Below are 19271 nucleotides of genomic sequence, written 5' to 3'. Positions count from 1 at the left end.
CACCCGCAACCGCCGCCGGGCGCGGCCCGGCCTCAGATGTCGCGGAAGGTCTCGATCGAGGCGCCGAGGGTGTTGAGGCGCTCGGCGAGGTCCTCGTAGCCGCGGTGGATGACGTAGGTCGAGCGCAGAACGGAAGTGCCCTTGGAGGCCAGCATCGCCAGCAGGATCACCACGGCCGGGCGCAGCGCCGGCGGGCAGACGATCTCGGTGCCGGAGAAGTGCGTCGGCCCCTCGATCATCACGCGGTGGGGGTCGAGGAGCTTGACCGAGGCGCCGAGCTTGGTCAGCTCGGTGAGGTAGATCGCGCGGTTCTCGTAGACCCAGTCGTGCAGCAGCGTCTGGCCCGTCGCCACCGCGGCGATGACGGCGAAGAACGGCAGGTTGTCGATGTTGAGGCCGGGGAACGGCATCGGGTGGATCTTGTCCAGCGGCGCGTGCAGGTCGGAGGCGTGGGTGGTGAGGTCGACCAGCCGGGTGTGGCCGTTGCGCGCGACGTACTCCTCGGTGCGGTCGTAGCGGAAGCCCATCTCCTCCAGCGTGGCCAGCTCGATCTCGAGAAACTCGATCGGCACGCGCTGGATCGTGATCGAGGACTTGGTGACGATCGCGGCGGCCAGCAGCGACATGGCCTCGATCGGGTCCTCGGCCGGGGCGTAGTCGACGTCGACGTCGATGACCTCGCAGCCGGTGACGGTGAGCGTCGTGGTGCCGACGCCCTCGACGGTGACGCCGAGGCGCTGGAGGTAGAAGCAGAGGTCCTGGACCATGTAGTTCGACGAGGCGTTGCGGATCACCGTGGTGCCCGGGTGCAGCGCGGCGGCCATGAGGGCGTTCTCGGTGACGGTGTCGCCGCGCTCGGTGAGCACGATCGGGCGGCCCGGCTCGATGGCCCGGTTGACCTGGGCGTGGTACATCCCGTCGGTCGCCTTGACCTCGAGGCCGAAGGGCCGCAGCGCGGCCATGTGCGGCTCGACGGTGCGCGTGCCGAGGTTGCAGCCGCCGGCGTAGGGCAGCTCGAAGGCGTCGGCGCGGTGCAGCAGCGGACCCAGGAACATGATGACCGAGCGCGTACGCCGCGCCGCGGTCTCGTCGACCGCGTCGAGGCGCAGCTCCTTGGGCGGGATGATCTCCAGGTCGTTGTCGGCATTGAGCCAGCGGGTCTGCACCCCGAGGCTGCCGAGCACCTCCAGCAGACGGTTGACCTCCTCGATGCGGGCGACCTTCCGCAGCGTCGTGCGCCCGCGGTTGAGCAGCGAGGCGCACAGCAGCGCGACGCCGGCGTTCTTGGAGGTCTTCACCTCGATGCTGCCGGTCAGCGTGGTCGGACCGCTCACGCGCAGGTGCGTCGGACCGGCGCCGAGGGCCACGATCTCGGAGTCGAGCGCAGCGCCGATGCGGGCCAGCATCTCCAGGGAGAGGTTCTGGTGGCCCTTCTCGATGCGGTTGATCGCGCTCTGACTGGTGGAGAGCAGCTCGGCCAGCTGGTGCTGGGTGAGGCCTCGGTGCTTGCGGGCGTCGCGGATGAGGTTGCCGATCCGACCCTTGTATCCCTCGCTCATGCCGTCCACGGTAACTCACATGTGAGATAGCGCCGCATCCTCCGTGACCCGCGCGTGTCGGGCCGCTCCGGGCGGTCGGGGAGGGCGTGCCAGGATCGGCACCATGAAGGCCACCACCATCCACGCTGCCCGCGACATCCGCTTCGAGGAGGTGCCCGACGCGCGCGTCGAGCAGCCCACCGACGCCGTCGTCCGTGTCACCACCGCCTGCATCTGCGGCTCCGACCTGTGGCCCTACCGGGGCGAGAACCCGATCAAGGCCGGCTCCACCATCGGCCACGAGTGCATCGGCGTCGTCGAGGAGGTCGGCTCCTCGGTCTCCCAGATCCGCGTCGGCGACTTCGTCGTCGTGCCCTTCGACCACTGCGACAACACCTGCGCCCACTGCCGCGCCGGCATGCAGTCGGCCTGCGTCGACCTCTCCATCACCCAGAGCGGCCAGGGCGAGCTGGCCCGCGTCGGCCACGCCGACGGCAGCCTCGTGCGCGTCGACGGCGTGCTCGGCGACGGCCGCCCCGATCCCGCCCTGGTGCCCTCGCTGATGGCCCTCTCCGACGTCATGCCCACCGGCTGGCACGCCGCGGTGAGCGCGGGCGTCGCCGAGGGCGGCACGGCCGTGGTCGTGGGCGACGGGGCCGTCGGCCTGTGCGGTGTGCTCGCGGCCTCGATGATGGGCGCCGAGAAGGTCGTGGTCATGTCGCGCCACGAGTCGCGCCAGCGCATCGCGCGCGACTTCGGCGCCACGCACGTGGTGGCCACGCGCGGCGAGGAGGGCGAGGCCGAGGTCATGGAGATCACCGGGGGCGTCGGGGCCGACGCGGTCCTGGAGTGCGTCGGTACCGACCAGGCCATGCGCACCGCGTTCACGGTCGCCCGACCCGGCTCGACGGTCGGCTTCGTCGGCGTACCGCACGGCGTCGAGCTGCCGATCCGGCGGATGTTCTCCCACAACGTCGGCCTCGCCGGCGGCATGGCCCCCGTGCGCCGCTACCTGCCCGAGCTGCTCGACCACGTGCTGGCCGGCCGCATCGACCCGGGGCTGGTCTTCGACCTGACCCTGCCGATGGACCAGGTCGCCGAGGGCTACGCCGCCATGGACGAGCGCCGCGCCACCAAGGTGCTGCTGCAGCCCTGAGGGCACCGGAGGGACCGGGGCGCGCCGCCGCGCGCCCCGGCAGCGGCCGGGCCCACACGGGTGGGCCCGGCGCCGTCGGCCGCGAGTAGCGTGCCCGCGGGAGAGGTCCGCACGGACCGGTGGGAGGACGCATGACCGAGCTGGTGCTGGGACCGTTGCTGCGCCACGTCGACGAGACGTCGGCGACGATCTGGGTGGAGACCTCCGACGCCACGTCGGTCACGGTCAGCACCACCGCCGAGGGCGGGGGAGCGGGCCCGAGCGCGCAGGCCCGCACCTGGCGGGTGCACGGGCACCACTACGCGCTCGTCGAGCTCACCGGCCTCCAGCCGGGGTCGCGCTCGGCCTACACCGTCTCCCTCGACGGCGCCGAGGTCTGGCCCCCGCCGGAGACGCCCCAGGAGGACTCGGTCATCGGGACCCTGCTGGCCGGGCGTTCGCTGCACCTGCTCTTCGGGTCGTGCCGCGTCGCGGTGCCCCACGACGAGGAGCACCACGAGAGCTTCGGCGTCGACTCGCTGCGCACCTTCGGCCTGCACCTGATCCGTCACCCCGAGCAGCGACGGCCCGACCTCATGATGTTCCTGGGCGACCAGGTCTACGCCGACGAGACCTCGGAGTCGATGCGCGACTTCATCGCCGCACGGCGCGACCCCGACCAGGACCCGGGCTGGGAGCTGCAGGACTACGAGGAGTACGCCGAGCTCTACCGCCTCGCCTGGAGCGACCCCGCCAACCGCTGGCTGCTCTCGACCGTGCCCAGCGCGATGATCTTCGACGACCACGACATCCGCGACGACTGGAACACCTCGGTGACCTGGCGACGCGACATGGAGGCCACCTCGTGGTGGAAGGGCCGCATCGTCGGCGGGCTCGCCTCCTACTGGGTCTACCAGCACCTGGGCAACCTCGACGCCGCCGGTCGCGCCGAGGACCGGGTGTGGCAGCTCGTGGCCGGCCACGAGGGCCCCGAGGAGCTCGACCTCACCCAGACCCTCGACGAGCTGGCCGACCTCGCCGACCGCGAGCCCACCACCTACCGGTGGAGCTACGCCCGGACCTTCGACACCCAGGCGCGCCTGGTCGTCGTCGACTCCCGCGCCGCACGCGTGCTGGAGCCCCAGCTGCGCTCGATCATCGACGACGAGGAGATGGCGTGGCTCGACTCGCAGATGCGCGGCGACGTCGACCACCTGCTCATCGGCACCTCGCTGCCGTTCCTCATGGCCCCCGGCCTGCACCACACCGAGGCCGTCGTGGAGGCGGTCGCGGAGGGTGTGTGGGGCAAGCACGTCGCGCGACTCGCCGAGAAGCTGCGCCGCGCCGTCGACATCGAGCACTGGGCCGCCTTCCAGGACGGCTTCCGCAAGGTCGGTCTGATGGCGCGCGAGGTGGCCGCCGGCGAGCGGGGCCGGGCCCCGATCACCGTCACCTTCCTCAGCGGCGACGTGCACCACAGCTACCTCGCCCGCGCCTGGCCCGACCCGAGGGCCGGGGTGGAGGCGCGCAGCCGGATCGTGCAGGCGGTGTGCTCGCCGATCCGCAACCCGCTGCCCACGGTGATGCGGCTGGCCTTCTCGCTGGGCGTGCGCGGCAAGGCCCGCCCGCGGGGCTGGGTCATGGGGCGGCGCACCCTGCGCTCGCCGCTGCACTGGGAGGTCACCGACGGGCCGTGGTTCACCAACCTGCTGGCCACCCTCGACGTGCGCCCCGGCGGGCTGTCGATCACCTGGTCGACCGGCGAGGTCCGCGACGGCGACCACGACCGGCCGGTCTGGCGCGCGGTGTCCTCGGTCGACGTCTGAGCCGCGCGGCGAGTCGACCCCGACGAGCGGAGCCCGCTCAGGCGGGCCCGATGAAGGCGACGGGCTTGCCCCGGGTACGGGCGTAGGCGACCTCGCGGCGGGTGGACTCGCCGAGGTGTCCACCGGGGGCGACGACCAGGACCCTGTCGGCCAGGTCGATGCGGCGCAGGTGGAGCTCACCGAGCGCGGTGCGCTGCTCCTCGCTCACGGACTCGTCGGTGACGGCCAGGTCCGATGGCCGGTCGAGCACGACCGGCGCGAGCACGATCGCCCCGGCGAGGGTGAGCACGCGCGTCGCCTCGGCCAGTTCCTCGGCGAAGCGGAGGGAGCCGCAGAGGCACACGACCTCGGGGCGTGGGGGCACGGCTGGTCCTCGCGGGTCGGTGACTCGGTCGCGCACCAGGATGACAGAACGTGCATGTGAAGGCGGCTGCTGCCGAGACGCTGCTCGACCACCGCTCAGGCCGGGTAGGTTTCGAGACACTCGCTGGCGCTCGCTCCTCAACCACCGGAGCAGGCCTCGCGACCGGCCTGCGGGGTCAGGCGACGCGGGCGGTGCGCACGGGGGTGCCCGGCATGACGACGGGCTCGCAGGAGCAGCTGTCGCCGCAGGCCAGGAAGGTGTGCACGGCGTGGCCGCAGCGCAGGCACGGCATGTCGTGCGACAGGTGCGTGTCGGTGGCGGGGGTGGTGTCCCACATGGCTGGTTCCTCCTCTCGTCGTCGGTCCGGGATCCGTCCCCTGACCGTACGGACACCGGGGGGCCGATGTGAGGTGAACGACACGCGCGTCGCGAAGACTGTCCGGACGGAGCGGGGGAGGCCTGGCCCGGACGGGCCATGCGGCGTGGTCACCTGTGACCACGTGTGGCGTCGGGCCGTCGGATCAGCCGTGCAGCGGGCGGTGTGCGGCGACCATCGTGTAGTCCTTCGCCGGGCCCCGGACCTCCCAGGTGATGGTCCAGCCGCCGGCCGGGGAGCCGGGCTCGAGCAGCCCGCGGTAGTGGTCGCGCCCGCACGGGTGGTCGACCTGCACGCCGGGCTCCCAGGGGTGGAAGTCGCGTCCGTCCTCGAAGGTGACCCACCAGCCCTGGTCGCGGGGCTCGACGTAGAGGGTGCGGGAGACGGGCACGCTCGTGCCTGGCCACGACATGGTGCCGTGCTCGTGCCACCGCACGCGGCCGTCGCCGAGGAGGGCGAGCTCGGCGAGCCCCACCACGCTGCGGCGCAGCCCGTCGTGGCGGTCGTCGATGTCGCGCTCGACCGACCACGTGCCCAGCAGGTCGAGCGGCCCGGCCGGGGTCGACCGGCCGGGCGGGGGAGCCGTCGTCAGCGGCTCTGGGTGGTGCGCAGCGTCGCGGCGATCAGCACGACGATGCCGGCCGACAGGTCGCTGACCATGACGGTCGTCGAGCTGTTGGCGAAGATGCCGACCAGCACCAGACCGATGCCGCACAGGAAGAGCACGCCGATGGCGGGTGCGGCCGGGAGGTCGACCTTGAGCGAGAGCGCCGCGAGGATGATCACCAGCGCGAAGGACTGCGAGATGTAGCCCGACCACATGCCGTCGGGGGTGTCGGTGGAGTAGAGCATCCAGCTGGAGAGCAGGAGCGCCGTCGCGGCGCCGAGCGCCAGGGCCCAGCCGAGCGGGCCGGCGACCGGCGGGGGAGCGACGTAGGGCTGCTGCGTGACGGTCTCGGGGGTGGCCGGGGTCGACGCCTCGGGCCGGGACACGGGAAGGGACACGGTCGGGCCGCTCTCTGCTCGGAGTTCGATCGGGGGTGGTGCGTGCAGCCGGGCTGCGCTCGTGCGAGGTGCTGCTGGGGCCGATCCTAGCCGGGCGTGCGCCGCCGCCGGTGGGCCAGGTGGGGCGAGGGATCGGGCGGAGGCGGGGGCGGGAGCAGCTCGTTCTGCCGCTCGCGCACGGCGAGCTTGATCTGCTGCAGGTTGTTGCGCAGAAGGTCGGAGACCAGCTCGTCCATGCGGGGGTCGCCGAGCATCTCGATCAGCACCCGCAGGGTGGTCTCGGTGACCTCGGAGACCACGAGGTCGTAGCCGGGCAGGCGTCCGATGAGCCGGGAGGTCGGGTCGTGGCGGACCTTCTCGGTGACCAGGGCCTTGAGCTCGTCGTGGTTCTCGAGCAGGGCGTCGGAGATGTTCTTGGTGTAGTGACCGGTCTGGATGACGTCGGCGACCTCGTCGAGCACCATGATCGTGATCGGGCGCTTCACCATCGAGACCACTTTGTCGCGCCCCTTGTTGATCTGGCGGATCGCGAAGGGCGTGCGCAGCCCGCGCCGCACCAGGAAGCGGGTCACGACGGCTGAGACCACGGCGAGCGCGATGAGCAGGACGACGATCAGCGCGACGAGCTGGGTCGTGCTGAGGCCGGCCACGAGGGGGATCACGGCGCCATCCTGCCGGACCGCAGCCCTCACCTGGTGAGCGTGGCGAGCAGCAGCGGTCCGGTCGCCTCGCCCGCGTGGCCCGTGAGCACCCCGGCCGGCGGGTCGGACGGAGCGGCCGCGGGGTGCCGGGAGACGCCGAGCGTCGCGCCCCCGACCCGCACGAGGGTCCAGCCGTCGACGTCGGTGACGGCCTCCTCGCCCAGCGCGCGCCCGACGTCGAGGGCGGTGTCCGCCAGCGGCGCAGCGCCGCCGGTGCCGTGCGCGCGCGCCGACGGGTCGCGCTCCACCTCGGTGCCGTCGTCCTGGCGCACCACCTCGCGGGCCTCGCCGGCCGCGTCGGCGATCGTGGCCGCCAGCGTCGCGACGTACGCCGGGTCGCCGCAGCCGTCGTAGACCCAGCGCGGACCCAGCACGGTGTGCTCCATGGTCGTGACCAGCCAGCGCTCGCCGTCGGGCAGCGGCGCGCCACGGAAGGTCAGCGGCACCTGAAGCACTCCGCCGGCCGCGTCGCGCACGAGGAAGGTCTCCACACCCACCTCGCCGGCCGGGTCGTCGAACCGGAAGGCGCCCAGGGTCTCGACCTCGCCCGCGTCGAGCGCCCACGGCTGCTGCGGCAGCCAGGCGTTGATCGCCTCGAGCTTGGTCGGGACGATGCTCGCGCGGTGCAGGAGGGCCATGCCCGGCAGGCTAGCCGGGGCTCCTAGGCTGCACCGGTGACCTCGCCCGACGCCGCTGCCCCCGAGCCGTCGACCTCCGACACGTCCCCGCTCGCGCTGCACACGACCGAGGTCGGCTCGACCGGACCCACCGTGGTCTTCCTCCACGGGCTCTTCGGGCAGGGCCGCAACTTCACCCAGGTCGCCAAGGCCCTCCAGCCCGACCTCCGCTCGGTGCTCGTCGACCTGCCCAACCACGGCCGCTCGCCGTGGACCGGCACCGCCGACTACGAGACGGTCGCCGAGAGCGTCGCCACCTGGCTGCGCGCCACCTACGCCGCGCAGGGCCCGGTGCACCTCGTGGGCCACTCGATGGGCGGCAAGGTGGCGATGGTCCTCGCGCTGCGTCACCCCGACCTCGTGGACCGGCTCGTCGTGGTCGACATCTCCCCGGCGCCCAGCGACGGGGCGGGGGAGTTCGAGCACCTGCTGGGGGCGCTGGCCGGGCTCGACCTGCCTGCGCTGACCAGCCGCGCCGACGCCGACGCGGGTCTGGCCGAGGAGATCGACGACGAGCGGGTGCGCGGCTTCCTGCTGCAGAACCTGCGCTCGGGCCAGGACGGCTTCCGCTGGCAGTCCGACCTCGACCTGCTGCGCCGCGAGCTGGCCGCCATCGCGGGCTTCCCCGTGCTCGACGACATCGCGCCGTTCGACCACCCGGTGCTGTGGATGGCCGGCGAGCGCTCGGCGTACGTGCAGCCCGAGCACGAGCCGTCGATGCGCTCCCTCTTCCCGCGCACCCGCCAGGTGACCATCAAGGGCGCCGGGCACTGGGTGCACTCGGAGCGGCCGGAGGCCTTCGTCTCCGCGCTGCGCGTCTTCCTCACCGCAGCGCTCTAGCCTGACCGGCATGCCGACCCGCGCCCAGATCGTGTCCTTCGCCGGCGACGAGGCACCGCCGGGCGAGTCGCCCTGGGTGGCGGGCCGGGGCCCGAGCCCGTACGTCGCGGTCGTCGAGCCGGACCCGTCGTGGCCCGAGCGCTCCGAGCAGGTCGCGGCGACGGTGCGCGGCGCCCTGGGCTGGCGGGTGCTGGCGCTGGAGCACGTGGGCTCCACCGCCGTGGCGGGGCTCGCCGCGAAGCCCACCCTCGACCTCGACCTGGTGCTCGCCGACCCCGACGCCGAGGACGCCTACGTGCCGGCGCTGGAGGCGCTGGGCTTCGTGCTCACCGTGCGTGAGCCGTGGTGGCAGGGCCACCGGCTGCTGCGCCTCGACCCGCCGGCGCTGGGGGAGAGCCTCGGCTGCCACCTGCACGTCTTCGGGCCCGACAGTGCGGAGCCGTGGAAGCACCGACTCTTCCGCGACTGGCTGCGCGCGCACCCCGACGAGCGGGAGCTCTACGCCGCCGCGAAGCGCTCCGCCGCCGACGCCGCGAGCGCGGCGGGGGAGCACTCGATGCTCTACAACGCCCGCAAGCAGGACGTGGTGCGCGCGATCTACGCCCGTGCCTTCCGCGCCGCGGGCCTGTCGGACTGACCCGCCCACACGCTCGCCGACTCCGGGTCGGACGGCTCGGGCTCGCCGACTCCGGGTCGGACGGCTCGGGCTCGGACGTCTCAGGGTCGGACGAAAACCCCGAGCCGGCCCGCCGGGCGGAAGCCGTGCCGGGCGTAGAAGTAGGCGGCGTGGCTGTCGCGGGCGGTGAGCAGGAACCAGTGCCGTACGTCGGGCATCGCTGCTCCCAGCGCCTCGAGCAGGGCGGCGCCGACGCCGGTCCGCTGGCGGCCGGGGGCGACGCACATCTCCTGGAGCAGGAAGTGGTCCTCGGATCCGGAGCGTTCGCGGTGCCCGAGTGCGAACCCCGTCACGGCCCCGTCGTCGAGCGCGCAGACCCCGAGACTGCGCGGTGTCGCAAGGAAGTCGGTCAGTCGGAGGCGCGCGTCGACGGGCGCCCACGACTCCTCCCAGGGCGGGGCGGCGAAGGCCTCGACGTAGATCTCCACGCAGGCGTCGAGGTCGTCGGTGCTCAAGGGGCGGATCACGCAGCGAGTCTCGCGCACTAGCCTGGTGGGATGCCGAGGGTGGTGTTCATGTGCGGCCCCGCGGGGTCGGGCAAGACGACCTACGCGAGAGGTCTAGAGACGGCCGGCATGACCCGGCTGTCCTTCGACGTCGAGATGTGGCGGCGCGGGATCACCACGGTGCCGCTGCCGCCCGAGGTGCGGGCCGAGATCGAGACCGCCCTGCGCGCCCGTCTGCTGCAGCTCGTCGGGGACGGCGCCGATGTGGTGCTCGACTTCTCCTTCTGGTCGCGCGCGATGCGCGACGACTACCGCCGGCTGCTGGCGCCGCTGGGCGTCGTGCCCGAGACCGTCCACCTCGCCACCGACCGCGCCACCGTGCTGGCCCGCCTGCGCAAGCGTCGGGCTGCGCACCCCGACGACTTCGTCGTCGACGAGGTGCTGGCCGAGCAGTACGTCGACCACTTCGAGGCGCCGACGCCCGAGGAGGGGCCGCTCGTGGTGGTCGACGCGCCGCGGACGGGGTCGAGCGACTGAGAGGGAAGGTCGCGGCACTCCGGTAGCCGTGCCGCATGGGGTCGCCGTGGCGCACGGGGTCGCCTCGGTGCGTGGGATCGTGTGCCGCGTGAGCGAGCCCGACCTGCCCGACCTGCCCGTCGCCGTCGCGCAGCCGAGGGTCCATCGCGGCGACCTCGCCGCCACCGCGCGCGAGCACGCCCTCGCCCTCGCCTCGGTCGGTGCCCGCCTGGTCGTCTTCCCGGAGCTCTCGCTGACCGGCTACGAGCTGGACGCGGAGCCCGTGGCGCTCGACGACCCGCGCTGGGCGATCCTCGTCGAGGCCTGCGCCCGGGCGGGAGCCGTGGCCCTGGTCGGCGCTCCGGTGGCCGTCGATGACCGCCTCTTCATCGCCACCGTCCGTGTCGACGGCGACGGGGTCTCGCTGGCCTACCGCAAGAGCTGGCTCCACGGCGACGAGCACCGTCGCTTCACCCCCGGCGACGGCCCGGCCACCACGACGGTCGACGGCTGGGTCGTCGGCCTGGCCATCTGCAAGGACACCGGAGCCAGCCAGCACACCGCGGCTCTCGCCCCGCTCGGCGTCGACCTCTACGCCGCCGGCGTCGTCGACGTGCCCGCCGACGTCGTCGAGTGCCGCGCCCGAGCCTTCGTGATCAGTCGCGCGCTCGGCGTGCCCGTGCTCATCGCCAGTCACGCCGGCGGCACCGGCGGGGGATTCACCGAGACCGCCGGCCGCTCGGTGGTCGTCGCCGCCGACGGATCGGTCCTGGTCGAGGCCGACGAGGCCGTCGGCCGCGTCGTGCGGGCCACGCTCGTCGCCTCGACGTAGCCCGGCTCGGCAGGGCCACCGTTCCGCGCGGTCAGCCGCGCCCGGTGTCGCTATGACCTAGGATCGCGACGTCTTTACTTTTCCGTCTCGGGAGGTCCGTCGTGTTCACCTGGATCCTCGTCGCCTGTCTGGCGGCCGTCGTCCTCTACGCCGTCGCCGGCTGGGTCAGCGCTGGTCGAGTCGCACGCCGCCTGCGCAGCGGTGAGACCGGGGCAGAGCAGCTGTCGAGCCGCCACGAGGCCGACCAGCGTGCCCGTGCCAGCGCGGCGAAGGCCCAGCGGGACGCCGTGCGTTTCCACCAGCCCGGGTCGTCGGGTCCCAACCCCTCCGGGCCCTAGCCACCGTCGCCCGGGCGCGGGCGGGGGATGGGGGCGTCCGATCCTCAGGTCGTCAGGCCACTCGGCGGCAGGCAGCCGTCACCACCTCGCGCCAGAGCACCGGATCGGTCGCCCAGAAGTCGTGACCGACGCCGCTCGCGACACGGAACTCGGCGCGGGGGACCAGCGCCGCGAGCTGCCGGAGCGGCCAGTCGGGTCGGATGTCGCGCTCGGCGGCGATGAGGCTCATCGGCACTCGGGAATCGGCCAGGTCCCTCCACAGCGTCGCCGTGTGGATCCAGTCGGGAAACGAACCCCAGAGGGCAGCGTGCACGTCGGGGACGAGGTCGACCGGAACGGCAGGCTCCGCACCCTTGCCTGCCTCATAGACCGCCGACCACTCCCGATCGCGGTGCAACCCGTGGCCGGCGATGCCAACCACCCCTCGTGTTCGTGCAGGGTGGTCGAGGGCGTAGCGGATCGCCAGGTCCGAGCCCCACGAATGACCCACCACGATCCACCGCTCGACACCGAGTTCGTCGCGGACGGTCTCCAGGTCCGCGACGGCCTGAATCATGTCGTGCGGGCCGCCGCCCGAGCGACCGACCCCGCGAGGATCGGGGAACCAGCACTCGAAGCCGGCCGGTGCGAGCCCCTCGTGGGCGAGGTAGTGGACACAGCCTGGACCGCCGGACAGGACGACGACATCGGGTCCCGCGCCGCAGGTCGCCACGTGCAGGTCGACGCCGGCGCCGGCGGGCACCCTCACGGACTCCATCAGGCCGCCCTCGCACGCACCGCTCTAGCATGCCGGACGTGTCGGTCTCACTGAAGTACGCCGTGGTCGAGCGCGAGCGCCGCTGGCTGGTCCGTCGGATCCCCGAGGGGGTCTCGAGCACCAAGGACATCGTCGACCGCTACATCACGGGCACGCGCCTGCGGCTGCGCGAGGTGCGGGAGACCGACGGCACCGTCGTCCGCAAGCTCGGGCACAAGGTGCGGCTGTCCGACGGCCCGGCCGAGGTCGCGTGCACCAATCTCTATCTCGACGACGCCGAGTGGGCCGTCCTGGTCGCGCTACCGAGCCGGGTGCTGCGCAAGCGGCGCCACATGATCCACCGCGACGGCCTGCTGCTCGTCGTCGACGAGCACGAGGACGGCTCGCTGGTCGCCGAGCTCGACGACGGAGACCGGCCCGCAGGCAAGATCCCGGCCTGGCTCGACGTCGTCCGGGACGTATCCGAGGACGAGTCGTGGACCGGGGCCAGCCTCGCCGGGTCCTGAGCTCGACTCGCTTACCTCCCGAGGCATCGCCGATAACTGACATTATGTCAGGTCATGCGGAATGACAGCCGTGTAAGGCGTCTGCGCCCCTCCCCGGCGCCCTCTCCCGACCCGCGCCTCGATGAGCAGCCGGGACGGTGGGTCACCGTGCCTCCAGGACGAAGAAGAGGAAGCAGAGGAACGCGCTGCGGTCGCCGAGATCGGGCGGCAGCAGCTCAGGAGGCGTTCGCGGCGAGAACGGCGGCTCGGCCACGGTGGAGATCCGGAACCCGGCCCTCGAGAACGCGTCGGTCATCGCGTGCAGCGGTCGGTGCCAGAAGGTCAGCGCCGCCGTGCGGCCGTCGAAGGTGTAGTCCTCGGTGTAGGCCGTCGTCGCGAAGTAGTCCTCCTGCGGGTAGACCACCGGACGGATGACCGGGTGGTTGACCGAGAGCAGCAGCCGACCGCCGGGCTCCAGCACCCGTCGCAGCTCGGCCAGCGGGCCGGACCAGTCCTGCAGGTAGTGCAGCACCAGCGAGGCGACGGCGTCGTCGAACTCCCCCGCGGCGAACGGCAGCGGGTCGGCGAGGTCCGCGACCACGACGTCGATGTCGTCGCCGAGGCGCCGTCGGGCCAGCGCGGCCATCGCCGGGCTCGCGTCGAGGCCGGTCACCACGGCCCCGCGGTCCCGCAGCGCCTGCGCCAACGCGCCCGCGCCGCACCCGACGTCCAGGACGCGACGTCCGCTCACGTCGCCGGCGAGGTCGAGCATGGCGGGCCGCTCGTAGTGGGCGTTGAAGAGGTTCGACTCGTTCTCGCGGGCGTAGGCCTCGGCGAAGTCGTCGTAGTGGTCGGCCCGCATCGTCGTCCTCGTCCCCTCGCGCTGTCGGTGGTCGCACCGAGACCGCCGAGATCTCCTGCTCCCCCGGACCGGTGCCGGGACCAACGCACCACCTGCACCTGCTCGCGTCAAGGCGACCGGCGGAGGGGCTCAGGTCGAGATCGTGGACCGGTCGGCCCGCATCGTGGGCGTGAGCAGGACGCCGACCGACATCGCGAAGACCGCGGCGGCGACCAGGAGGGCGGCCGCGTTGCCCACCAGGACCACGAGCAGCCCGGCGGCGGGCGCCGCGACGACGAGGATGCCGCGGTTGACCGAGCGCATGGTCGTGTTGGTGCGCGCCTGGAGCCGGTCGGGGGTGCGCAGCTGGCGGTAGGCCATCTCGTGGGAGTTGCTCAGGCCCATGCCGAGGCCGGACAGCAGCTGACCGGTGGCGAGGACGACCACCGCAGTCCCCTGCTCCCCCGCGCCGACCGACGCCGCACCCGCCGTCGCCAGCGCCGCAGCGACCGCGAGCACCCGGGCGGCAGCGATGGTCGGACCGGTGCCGAGCAGGCGCCCGACCGCGCCGGTGACGGCGGCGCCCAGCACGGCCCCCGCCCCGGCGCAGGCGACGGCGACGCCGAGCTGGAAGGCGCTGAGGCCGAGCTCCACCAAGGCGTACGGCGCGATCACCACCCCGAGGACCGCCTGGCCGGCAAACCAGACGTGGGTGGACACCGCGAGCTGGGTAAGGCGCGAGTCGCGATAGACCCACCGGACCCCGGCCGCCACCTCGCGGCGCAGGTGCGGACGAGCCCGGCGGTCCACCGCCGGTGGCTCCTCCACCCGGAGTCGCCACACGACCGCCGCGGAGAGCAGGAAGCTCGCGGCGTCCACGAGCACCGCGAGCGACGCTCCGACCAGGCTGACGAGGCCCCCGGCCAGCGCGGGCCCGGTGGTCTGCGCGGCGGCGTCGCCGGTGTCGAGCCGGGCATGGGCCTGCTGGAGACGGGGCCGTGGCACGAGCCGCGTCACGAACGACTGCGAGGCGGCGTCGTTGAACAGCGACGCGGCGCCGAAGGCGACCACCACCGCCAGGAGCGCCGGGAGCGTCAGCACCCCGGCCCACCACGCGAGCGGGATCGCCACGAGAAGCGCCGCCCGGGCCAGGTCGGTGGCGATCATGACGGGGCGACGGGGCCAGCGGTCCACCCAGGCACCGACCAGCAGACCGATGACGAGGTAGGGAAGCCACCGGCTGCTGTTGAGCCAGCCGACGTCCTGCGCGTCGCCCCCGAGGTCGAGCACGACCAGCGTCTGCAGCGCCAGCACCGTGACGTAGGAGCCAGCCGCCGAGACCGTCTCCCCCGTCCAGAACCACCGGAACCCCGGCGCGACCGGCCCGGTCGGGCGCGTCTTCCGGTCCCCCGCCCGCGGCTGCGCCATGGCCCGAGGCCAGTCGTGCCCCACGTCCCTCAGGCGCTGCTCGGGTCGTTGAGCCGCAGGATCCGGCGTCGCTCCTCGGTGGTGAGGTCGGCGACCGCGAGCACCGCCTGGAGCACCGCCGACTTGCGGGCGACATAAGTGTCGATGTCCATCGCGGGGTCGGCGGCCAGGGCGAGCTTGACCGCGGCGTAGGCCTCGCGCAGGTCCTCGCGGCGCCGGAGCACGTCGCGCACGGCGAGGTGGTTGCGCACGCTCAGGCTGCCGGCGCGGCAGACGTAGACGTGACGCCGCGGATCGTCGTCGGGTGCGTGGAAGGCCTCGCGGTCGGCCACGCCGAGGTCGCCGCGGTGCACGTAGCCGGCCGACTCCAACGCCGCCACCGCGGCGTCGACGTCACCCGCGGGGACCACGACGTCGATGTCGAGCACCGGTTTGGCGGCCAGACCGGGCACCGCGGTCGAGCCGACGTGCTCGACGTACGCCGAGGGCACTGCGGTCAGGGCCGACCGCAGCTGCGCGGCGACCCGGTCGAACTGCACGGGCCACTGCGCGGAGTACGGGACTACCTCGACCGGCACCCGGCGATGCTAGCCGCCGAGGCGGGTCGTGACGGCTCGGGCCTCGCTCCCCCAGCCGGTCGGATCTCCACCCGTCGGCACCATCGCCCAGGACGCCGCGAGCTCCACGACGTCGAACCAACGGCTCTCGGCAGGCGAGAGCCGGCTCACCGACTCATAGCCCGCCCGGAACGTGTGGCGGACCCCGCCCGGGACCGGCGCCCAGTCGTGGAAGCGGGTGCCGAGGAGCACAGCGGCCCGCGCCAGCTCGACCACGCGCTGGTCGGCGCGGGCCTCCTCGAGGTCGAGCAGCGCCACAACCTCGGATCCCCGGCACAGCACATTGGCCGCGCGGACGTCGCCATGGACGAGCTGGGGCGCGCCGCTCAGGTCGGGTGCCTCCCGCAGCAGGCGGCGCAGGAGGGCGCCGGCCCCGGCGGGCACCTGGCTGCTGTCGGCCTCGAGCCGGCCGGCGAGCGCTCGCCGCGGGTCGACGTAAGCCGGCGAGCCGGCGAGGTGCACGCCGCCCGGCCAGCGCGCGAGAGCCAGGTGCAGACGCGCGAGCGCGGCACCAGCGGCCCAGACCTGGGCCGGGTCGTCGACGTCGAGCAGCTCGCCGCGCACGACGCGCTGCAGACCCGTCGAGACCCCGTCGTGCTCGACCTGGAGCCGTCCGTCGCGAGCCGGCACCAGCGCCGAGACCGGCTGTCCCTCCCCCTCCAGCCAGCCGGTCAGCGCCGCGAGCTGCTGCAGCCGGGCGAAACGCTCCTGTGAGCGCGTCCACTTCGCCAGCCGGGGTCCGTCGTCGGTCGACAGCCAGGCGAGGGCGTTGACGTCGCTGAGGACGATCCGCTCGCAGACGACGTCGTGGGCGCCCCACACCCGCCCCACCAGCGAGCACACCCATCGCCCGGCTGCGGCCGCGCCGTCGAGGCCGAAGCGCTGTCGCAGCACGCGGTCGGGGTCGGCGTCCTCCCACAGCATCGCGACCTGCGGCGCGGTCGTCGGGGAGTCGCTCATCGGTCCACCCCATCACGAACGGCCTGCGGACGGCCGGCCCTCGCCCGTCGAGTCAGACCCGACCAAGCTAGCGTCGCGCTGTGAAGCTCATCTACGCCTACCTGACCGCCGTGTTCGGAGGCGCACTGATCGCCATCGTGGTCCTGCGATCGAGGGAGCACGGGCTCGTCGCGACCCTCGTGTGGATCGCTGCCACGGTGGCCGTCTCCCTCGTCGCCGTGCGCCGGCAGCGCGCGAGGGACGCCGGTCGCCCGAGCAGGACCGACCAGGCGTCCGACTCCACCGGGAGCAGCACGGACCCCCGCTGACCCAGGGACCGCCCCGCCGGTCTCAGACCGGCTCGAGCCGCTGGTGCGGCTCGGGCGGCAGCTCGACCGCGACCGCCGTGCCGGGGCACACCTCTCCCCCGCGCTCGACGACGGCCATGACGCCCGCCCGGCGGGTGATGCCGGCTCCGTCGATCGACTCCGCCCCGCCGGTCGGACCGAGGGTGACCTCGGAGGTCGAGGGCCGGGCGTCGGCGCGGGCCACGACGACCTTGAGCAGCCCGGCGGAGAAGTCCTCGATCTGGCGGCACGGGTTGCGGAGTCCGGTCACGCGCAGCACCACCTCGCCGAGGCGCAGACGGGTGCCGGTCGGCAGGGCGAGCAGGTCGACCCCGGTGGTGAGGACGTTCTCCCCGAGCCCGCCCGGGCCGAGGTCGTGGCCGGCCGCGCGCGCCTCGGCGAGCAGGTCGTCCTGGATCAGGTGCACCTGGCGCAGGTTGGGCCGGCCGGGGTCACGGCGCACGCGCGAGCGGTGCTGCACGAGCACACCCGCGTGGGCGTCGCCGACTACGCCGAGGCCGGTCACGAGGGTGATCGACTCGCGCGGGGTCTTGCTGAAGCGGTGGGTCTCGTCCCGACTCACGGCGACGACGCTGCCTGTCCCGGCCATGCGCCGAGGCTAGCCGTGACGACCAGGCACGTTGACGACGTCGCGGGCCGCGCCGAGGCTGTCCGGGGGATCCGCTACGTCGACCTCGCCGCCGAGACCTCGCCCCAGGGCGTCCGCGGCCTGTGCGTCGTGCTGCCGGGCAGGCAGTACTCCCCCGACGCCCCGCTGCTGTTCTTCGCCACCCAGGTCGCCCTGGCCCGCGGGTGGCACGTGCGCCAGGTCTGGTGGACCCCGCCGCCCGCGGAGCGCTCGAGATCGAGGACGAGGCGGTCTGGGTGGGCGAGCAGCTGCGCGCCGCCGCGGAGGGGTACGACGGCCGGCTCGTCGTCGTGGCCAAGTCGCTGGGCACCCTCGCCGCTCCCGTCGCGGCCGACCTCGGCTGTCCCGCCGCCTGGCTGACCCCGCTGCTCATCGAGCCGCTGGTGAGCGAGGCGCTGCTGGCGTACCCCGCACCGCAGCGCACCGCCATCGGGGAGTCCGACCCCTACCTCGACCGCACCGTGCTCGCAGCCCTGAGCGGTCGCACCGTGCTGGTCCCCGGCGACCACGTGCTGCGGGTGCCCGACGACCCTAGGGCGATGCTCGCGGCCCACACCGAGGTCACCCTCGCCCTCGACGCGTGGTTGCGACACCGCTGACCGCCGCCCTCTCCGGACCACCCGGACGGACCGGAGTGGGCTCACGTCGTGGGCCGGGGTCACCCTCGCCCGAAGCGCGCCAGGCAGTGCCACAGCTGCTTGACCGTCTGCGGCGGGTGGTCCCCCGACCGGGCCGCCCGGCCCAGCACCGCGGGCGTCAGCTCCCCGCCCAGCCTGCGGGCCAGGTCGACGACGTGCGCGCCGCGGTAGGCGGGGTCGAGGTCGTCGGCGGCTGCCCTGAAGCCGGGGTGCAGCTCCACCGGCCATCCCTGCTTCTCGGCTATCCCGCTCACCTCGGTGCCGGCGTAGCACGGGTCGAGCACGAGGGCCTCGACGTCGTCGGCCAGGCTCAGCGGCCCATGCACGTGGGCCTCCACGCAGTCGTCGAGGGGGTCGAGACCGGAGGCGTCGGCCATCGCGCACAGGCGCGGCAGCAGGTCGGCCTCCCCCACGTCGGCGGGGTCCGGCTCGAGGACGGAGTCGGGGAAGCAGAACGTGGAGCGTGTGACGACTTCCGGGCGCAGCCGCAGGTAGGACGAGCCGAAGCGCACCGCGCCGCCGTAGGGGTCGGCGTGACGGTTCCAGGCGCCGTAGACCGGGCGGTCGCCGGGAGGGGCCTTGTCGTAGCGCCCGGCGAAGAGCCTGCTCTCCCACCGCCACCGGTCGCCGCCGGGGAAGGCCGTGAGTCCGCCGTTGGAGACGCCCGTGACGAACTGCGAGCGATAGCGACCGTCGGCGGCCAGCGACGCCACCACGGTCGAGCCACCGTGCGGCCAGTCGGGGTGGAACTGCACCGTCACGGCCTCCACGGCGCGCGCGGGCGCAGCGGGGGCTCCGTCGGCACCGGCGTCCACGACCGTCAGCCTAGGGCAGCAGCGCGCGGGCGTCACCGGGGATCTGTGACGATCGGCGGGTGAGTGCCCCTCCCTGCCTGTGGCTGACCACGCTGCGTCGCGACGGCTCGCCCCACACGACCCCGGTGTGGTTCGTGCGCGACGCCGACCTGGTCTGGATCGCGACCTCCCGAGACGCCGTGAAGACGCGCAACCTGGAGCACGACCCGCGGGTCTCGCTCGCCCTCGACGGCAGCGCAGCCGACCCGACGGTCGGCGAGGGACGCGCGGTCGTCCACGACCTGTCCGGGCCGCGGGGGCGTGAGGCGCACGCGGCGGTGCTGGCGGCGTTCGCCGAGCGGTACGCCGGGTGGGACGCCGCCGACCCGTCGCGCTACGGCGCGCGGGTGCTGGTCGAGGTGGTCGTGGAGCGCTGGCTGCTGCGGCCCGACGCCTGAGCCCTCGCGCCTGACACGCGGCCCGCGACGGACGCTGCGTCCACAGGT

Annotated in this window: 25 protein-coding genes; 10 read left to right on the top strand and 15 right to left on the bottom strand. The window is 73.7% G+C overall.

Annotation, left to right across the window (positions count from 1 at the left end; translation table 11 throughout):
* Nucleotides 1-32: 32 nt before the first annotated feature.
* The gene (locus M3673_RS08355) at nucleotides 33-1559 is read right to left on the bottom strand and encodes a UDP-N-acetylglucosamine 1-carboxyvinyltransferase (RefSeq protein WP_056864692.1); all 1527 of its coding nucleotides are present in this window, start codon (nucleotides 1557-1559) and stop codon (nucleotides 33-35) included.
* Between the two features lie 103 nt (nucleotides 1560-1662).
* On the opposite strand from M3673_RS08355, the gene M3673_RS08350 reads away from it, so the two are divergent.
* Both M3673_RS08350 and M3673_RS08345 read left to right on the top strand, forming a co-directional pair.
* Nucleotides 1663-2694 (top strand): zinc-dependent alcohol dehydrogenase family protein, encoded by a 1032-nt coding sequence (locus M3673_RS08350; protein ID WP_056864437.1) that lies wholly within the window; start codon nucleotides 1663-1665, stop codon nucleotides 2692-2694.
* Nucleotides 2695-2825: 131 nt separating this feature from the next.
* Nucleotides 2826-4499 (top strand): alkaline phosphatase D family protein, encoded by a 1674-nt coding sequence (locus tag M3673_RS08345; protein WP_251532947.1) that lies wholly within the window; start codon nucleotides 2826-2828, stop codon nucleotides 4497-4499.
* Nucleotides 4500-4536: 37 nt separating this feature from the next.
* Here M3673_RS08345 and M3673_RS08340 read toward each other — a convergent pair whose 3' ends face one another.
* The 6 genes from M3673_RS08340 to M3673_RS08315 all read right to left on the bottom strand — a co-directional run bounded on the left by M3673_RS08340 (nucleotide 4537) and on the right by M3673_RS08315 (nucleotide 7583).
* Nucleotides 4537-4863, bottom strand: a complete 327-nt coding sequence (locus M3673_RS08340; protein ID WP_251532946.1) for a hypothetical protein — start codon at nucleotides 4861-4863, stop codon at nucleotides 4537-4539.
* Nucleotides 4864-5038: 175 nt separating this feature from the next.
* Nucleotides 5039-5200 carry a hypothetical protein gene (locus M3673_RS08335; protein ID WP_193660834.1) on the bottom strand — a complete coding sequence of 54 codons (162 nt, stop codon included), beginning with the start codon at nucleotides 5198-5200 and terminating at the stop codon, nucleotides 5039-5041.
* Nucleotides 5201-5384: 184 nt separating this feature from the next.
* On the bottom strand, nucleotides 5385-5777 hold the full coding sequence (locus M3673_RS08330; RefSeq protein ID WP_285839366.1) for a DUF6314 family protein: 393 nt from the start codon (nucleotides 5775-5777) through the stop codon (nucleotides 5385-5387).
* A 50-nt stretch (nucleotides 5778-5827) separates the two neighbouring features.
* Entirely contained in the window at nucleotides 5828-6244 is a 417-nt protein-coding gene (locus tag M3673_RS08325; RefSeq protein WP_156697892.1) for a hypothetical protein, read from the bottom strand.
* Nucleotides 6245-6330: 86 nt separating this feature from the next.
* The gene (locus M3673_RS08320) at nucleotides 6331-6906 is read right to left on the bottom strand and encodes a hypothetical protein (RefSeq protein ID WP_056864442.1); all 576 of its coding nucleotides are present in this window, start codon (nucleotides 6904-6906) and stop codon (nucleotides 6331-6333) included.
* Between the two features lie 26 nt (nucleotides 6907-6932).
* Nucleotides 6933-7583, bottom strand: coding sequence for a hypothetical protein (locus tag M3673_RS08315; protein WP_193660831.1), 651 nt, complete (start codon nucleotides 7581-7583; stop codon nucleotides 6933-6935).
* A gap of 36 nt (nucleotides 7584-7619) precedes the next feature.
* On the opposite strand from M3673_RS08315, the gene M3673_RS08310 reads away from it, so the two are divergent.
* The gene (locus M3673_RS08310) at nucleotides 7620-8462 is read left to right on the top strand and encodes an alpha/beta fold hydrolase (RefSeq protein WP_251532945.1); all 843 of its coding nucleotides are present in this window, start codon (nucleotides 7620-7622) and stop codon (nucleotides 8460-8462) included.
* 10 nt (nucleotides 8463-8472) lie between these two features.
* Nucleotides 8473-9099, top strand: coding sequence for a GrpB family protein (locus M3673_RS08305; protein WP_251532944.1), 627 nt, complete (start codon nucleotides 8473-8475; stop codon nucleotides 9097-9099).
* An 80-nt stretch (nucleotides 9100-9179) separates the two neighbouring features.
* On the opposite strand, the gene M3673_RS08300 is transcribed toward M3673_RS08305, so the two are convergent.
* The gene (locus M3673_RS08300) at nucleotides 9180-9605 is read right to left on the bottom strand and encodes a GNAT family N-acetyltransferase (protein WP_251532943.1); all 426 of its coding nucleotides are present in this window, start codon (nucleotides 9603-9605) and stop codon (nucleotides 9180-9182) included.
* 30 nt (nucleotides 9606-9635) lie between these two features.
* Here M3673_RS08300 and M3673_RS08295 point away from each other — a divergent pair, with 30 nt between their 5' ends.
* Nucleotides 9636-10121, top strand: coding sequence for an ATP-binding protein (locus tag M3673_RS08295; protein WP_251532942.1), 486 nt, complete (start codon nucleotides 9636-9638; stop codon nucleotides 10119-10121).
* 88 nt (nucleotides 10122-10209) lie between these two features.
* Nucleotides 10210-10932, top strand: coding sequence for a carbon-nitrogen hydrolase family protein (locus M3673_RS08290; RefSeq protein ID WP_251532941.1), 723 nt, complete (start codon nucleotides 10210-10212; stop codon nucleotides 10930-10932).
* Between the two features lie 390 nt (nucleotides 10933-11322).
* Here M3673_RS08290 and M3673_RS08285 read toward each other — a convergent pair whose 3' ends face one another.
* The gene (locus tag M3673_RS08285; protein ID WP_251532940.1) at nucleotides 11323-12027 is read right to left on the bottom strand and encodes an alpha/beta fold hydrolase; all 705 of its coding nucleotides are present in this window, start codon (nucleotides 12025-12027) and stop codon (nucleotides 11323-11325) included.
* 38 nt (nucleotides 12028-12065) lie between these two features.
* Here M3673_RS08285 and M3673_RS08280 point away from each other — a divergent pair, with 38 nt between their 5' ends.
* Nucleotides 12066-12533, top strand: coding sequence for a hypothetical protein (locus M3673_RS08280; RefSeq protein ID WP_251532939.1), 468 nt, complete (start codon nucleotides 12066-12068; stop codon nucleotides 12531-12533).
* A 142-nt stretch (nucleotides 12534-12675) separates the two neighbouring features.
* Here M3673_RS08280 and M3673_RS08275 read toward each other — a convergent pair whose 3' ends face one another.
* From M3673_RS08275 to M3673_RS08260, 4 genes are all read right to left on the bottom strand, one after another.
* Nucleotides 12676-13374, bottom strand: coding sequence for a class I SAM-dependent methyltransferase (locus tag M3673_RS08275; RefSeq protein WP_251532938.1), 699 nt, complete (start codon nucleotides 13372-13374; stop codon nucleotides 12676-12678).
* 129 nt (nucleotides 13375-13503) lie between these two features.
* The gene (locus tag M3673_RS08270; RefSeq protein WP_251532937.1) at nucleotides 13504-14781 is read right to left on the bottom strand and encodes an MFS transporter; all 1278 of its coding nucleotides are present in this window, start codon (nucleotides 14779-14781) and stop codon (nucleotides 13504-13506) included.
* A gap of 29 nt (nucleotides 14782-14810) precedes the next feature.
* Complete coding sequence (locus tag M3673_RS08265) at nucleotides 14811-15359, bottom strand: GrpB family protein (protein ID WP_251532936.1); 549 nt, start codon at nucleotides 15357-15359, stop codon at nucleotides 14811-14813.
* Nucleotides 15360-15368: 9 nt separating this feature from the next.
* Nucleotides 15369-16358 carry a phosphotransferase gene (locus tag M3673_RS08260; RefSeq protein ID WP_251532935.1) on the bottom strand — a complete coding sequence of 330 codons (990 nt, stop codon included), beginning with the start codon at nucleotides 16356-16358 and terminating at the stop codon, nucleotides 15369-15371.
* Between the two features lie 80 nt (nucleotides 16359-16438).
* On the opposite strand from M3673_RS08260, the gene M3673_RS08255 reads away from it, so the two are divergent.
* Nucleotides 16439-16666: a hypothetical protein gene (locus M3673_RS08255; RefSeq protein ID WP_251532934.1), complete on the top strand. Its 228-nt coding sequence runs from the start codon at nucleotides 16439-16441 to the stop codon at nucleotides 16664-16666.
* A 22-nt stretch (nucleotides 16667-16688) separates the two neighbouring features.
* Here M3673_RS08255 and M3673_RS08250 read toward each other — a convergent pair whose 3' ends face one another.
* Nucleotides 16689-17267: an MOSC domain-containing protein gene (locus tag M3673_RS08250; RefSeq protein WP_251532933.1), complete on the bottom strand. Its 579-nt coding sequence runs from the start codon at nucleotides 17265-17267 to the stop codon at nucleotides 16689-16691.
* 251 nt (nucleotides 17268-17518) lie between these two features.
* Here M3673_RS08250 and M3673_RS08245 point away from each other — a divergent pair, with 251 nt between their 5' ends.
* On the top strand, nucleotides 17519-17932 hold the full coding sequence (locus M3673_RS08245) for a hypothetical protein (RefSeq protein ID WP_251532931.1): 414 nt from the start codon (nucleotides 17519-17521) through the stop codon (nucleotides 17930-17932).
* A gap of 59 nt (nucleotides 17933-17991) precedes the next feature.
* On the opposite strand, the gene M3673_RS08240 is transcribed toward M3673_RS08245, so the two are convergent.
* The gene (locus tag M3673_RS08240; RefSeq protein WP_251532929.1) at nucleotides 17992-18786 is read right to left on the bottom strand and encodes a DUF3626 domain-containing protein; all 795 of its coding nucleotides are present in this window, start codon (nucleotides 18784-18786) and stop codon (nucleotides 17992-17994) included.
* Between the two features lie 59 nt (nucleotides 18787-18845).
* On the opposite strand from M3673_RS08240, the gene M3673_RS08235 reads away from it, so the two are divergent.
* Nucleotides 18846-19223, top strand: coding sequence for a nitroreductase/quinone reductase family protein (locus M3673_RS08235; RefSeq protein WP_251532927.1), 378 nt, complete (start codon nucleotides 18846-18848; stop codon nucleotides 19221-19223).
* Nucleotides 19224-19271: the final 48 nt, after the last annotated feature.

The organism is Nocardioides sp. P86, from assembly GCF_023712465.1.
Classification (GTDB): domain Bacteria; phylum Actinomycetota; class Actinomycetes; order Propionibacteriales; family Nocardioidaceae; genus Nocardioides; species Nocardioides kribbensis.
The sequence above is the reverse complement of the archived record's forward strand: the minus strand, read 5'-3'. Positions and strand labels throughout refer to the sequence as shown.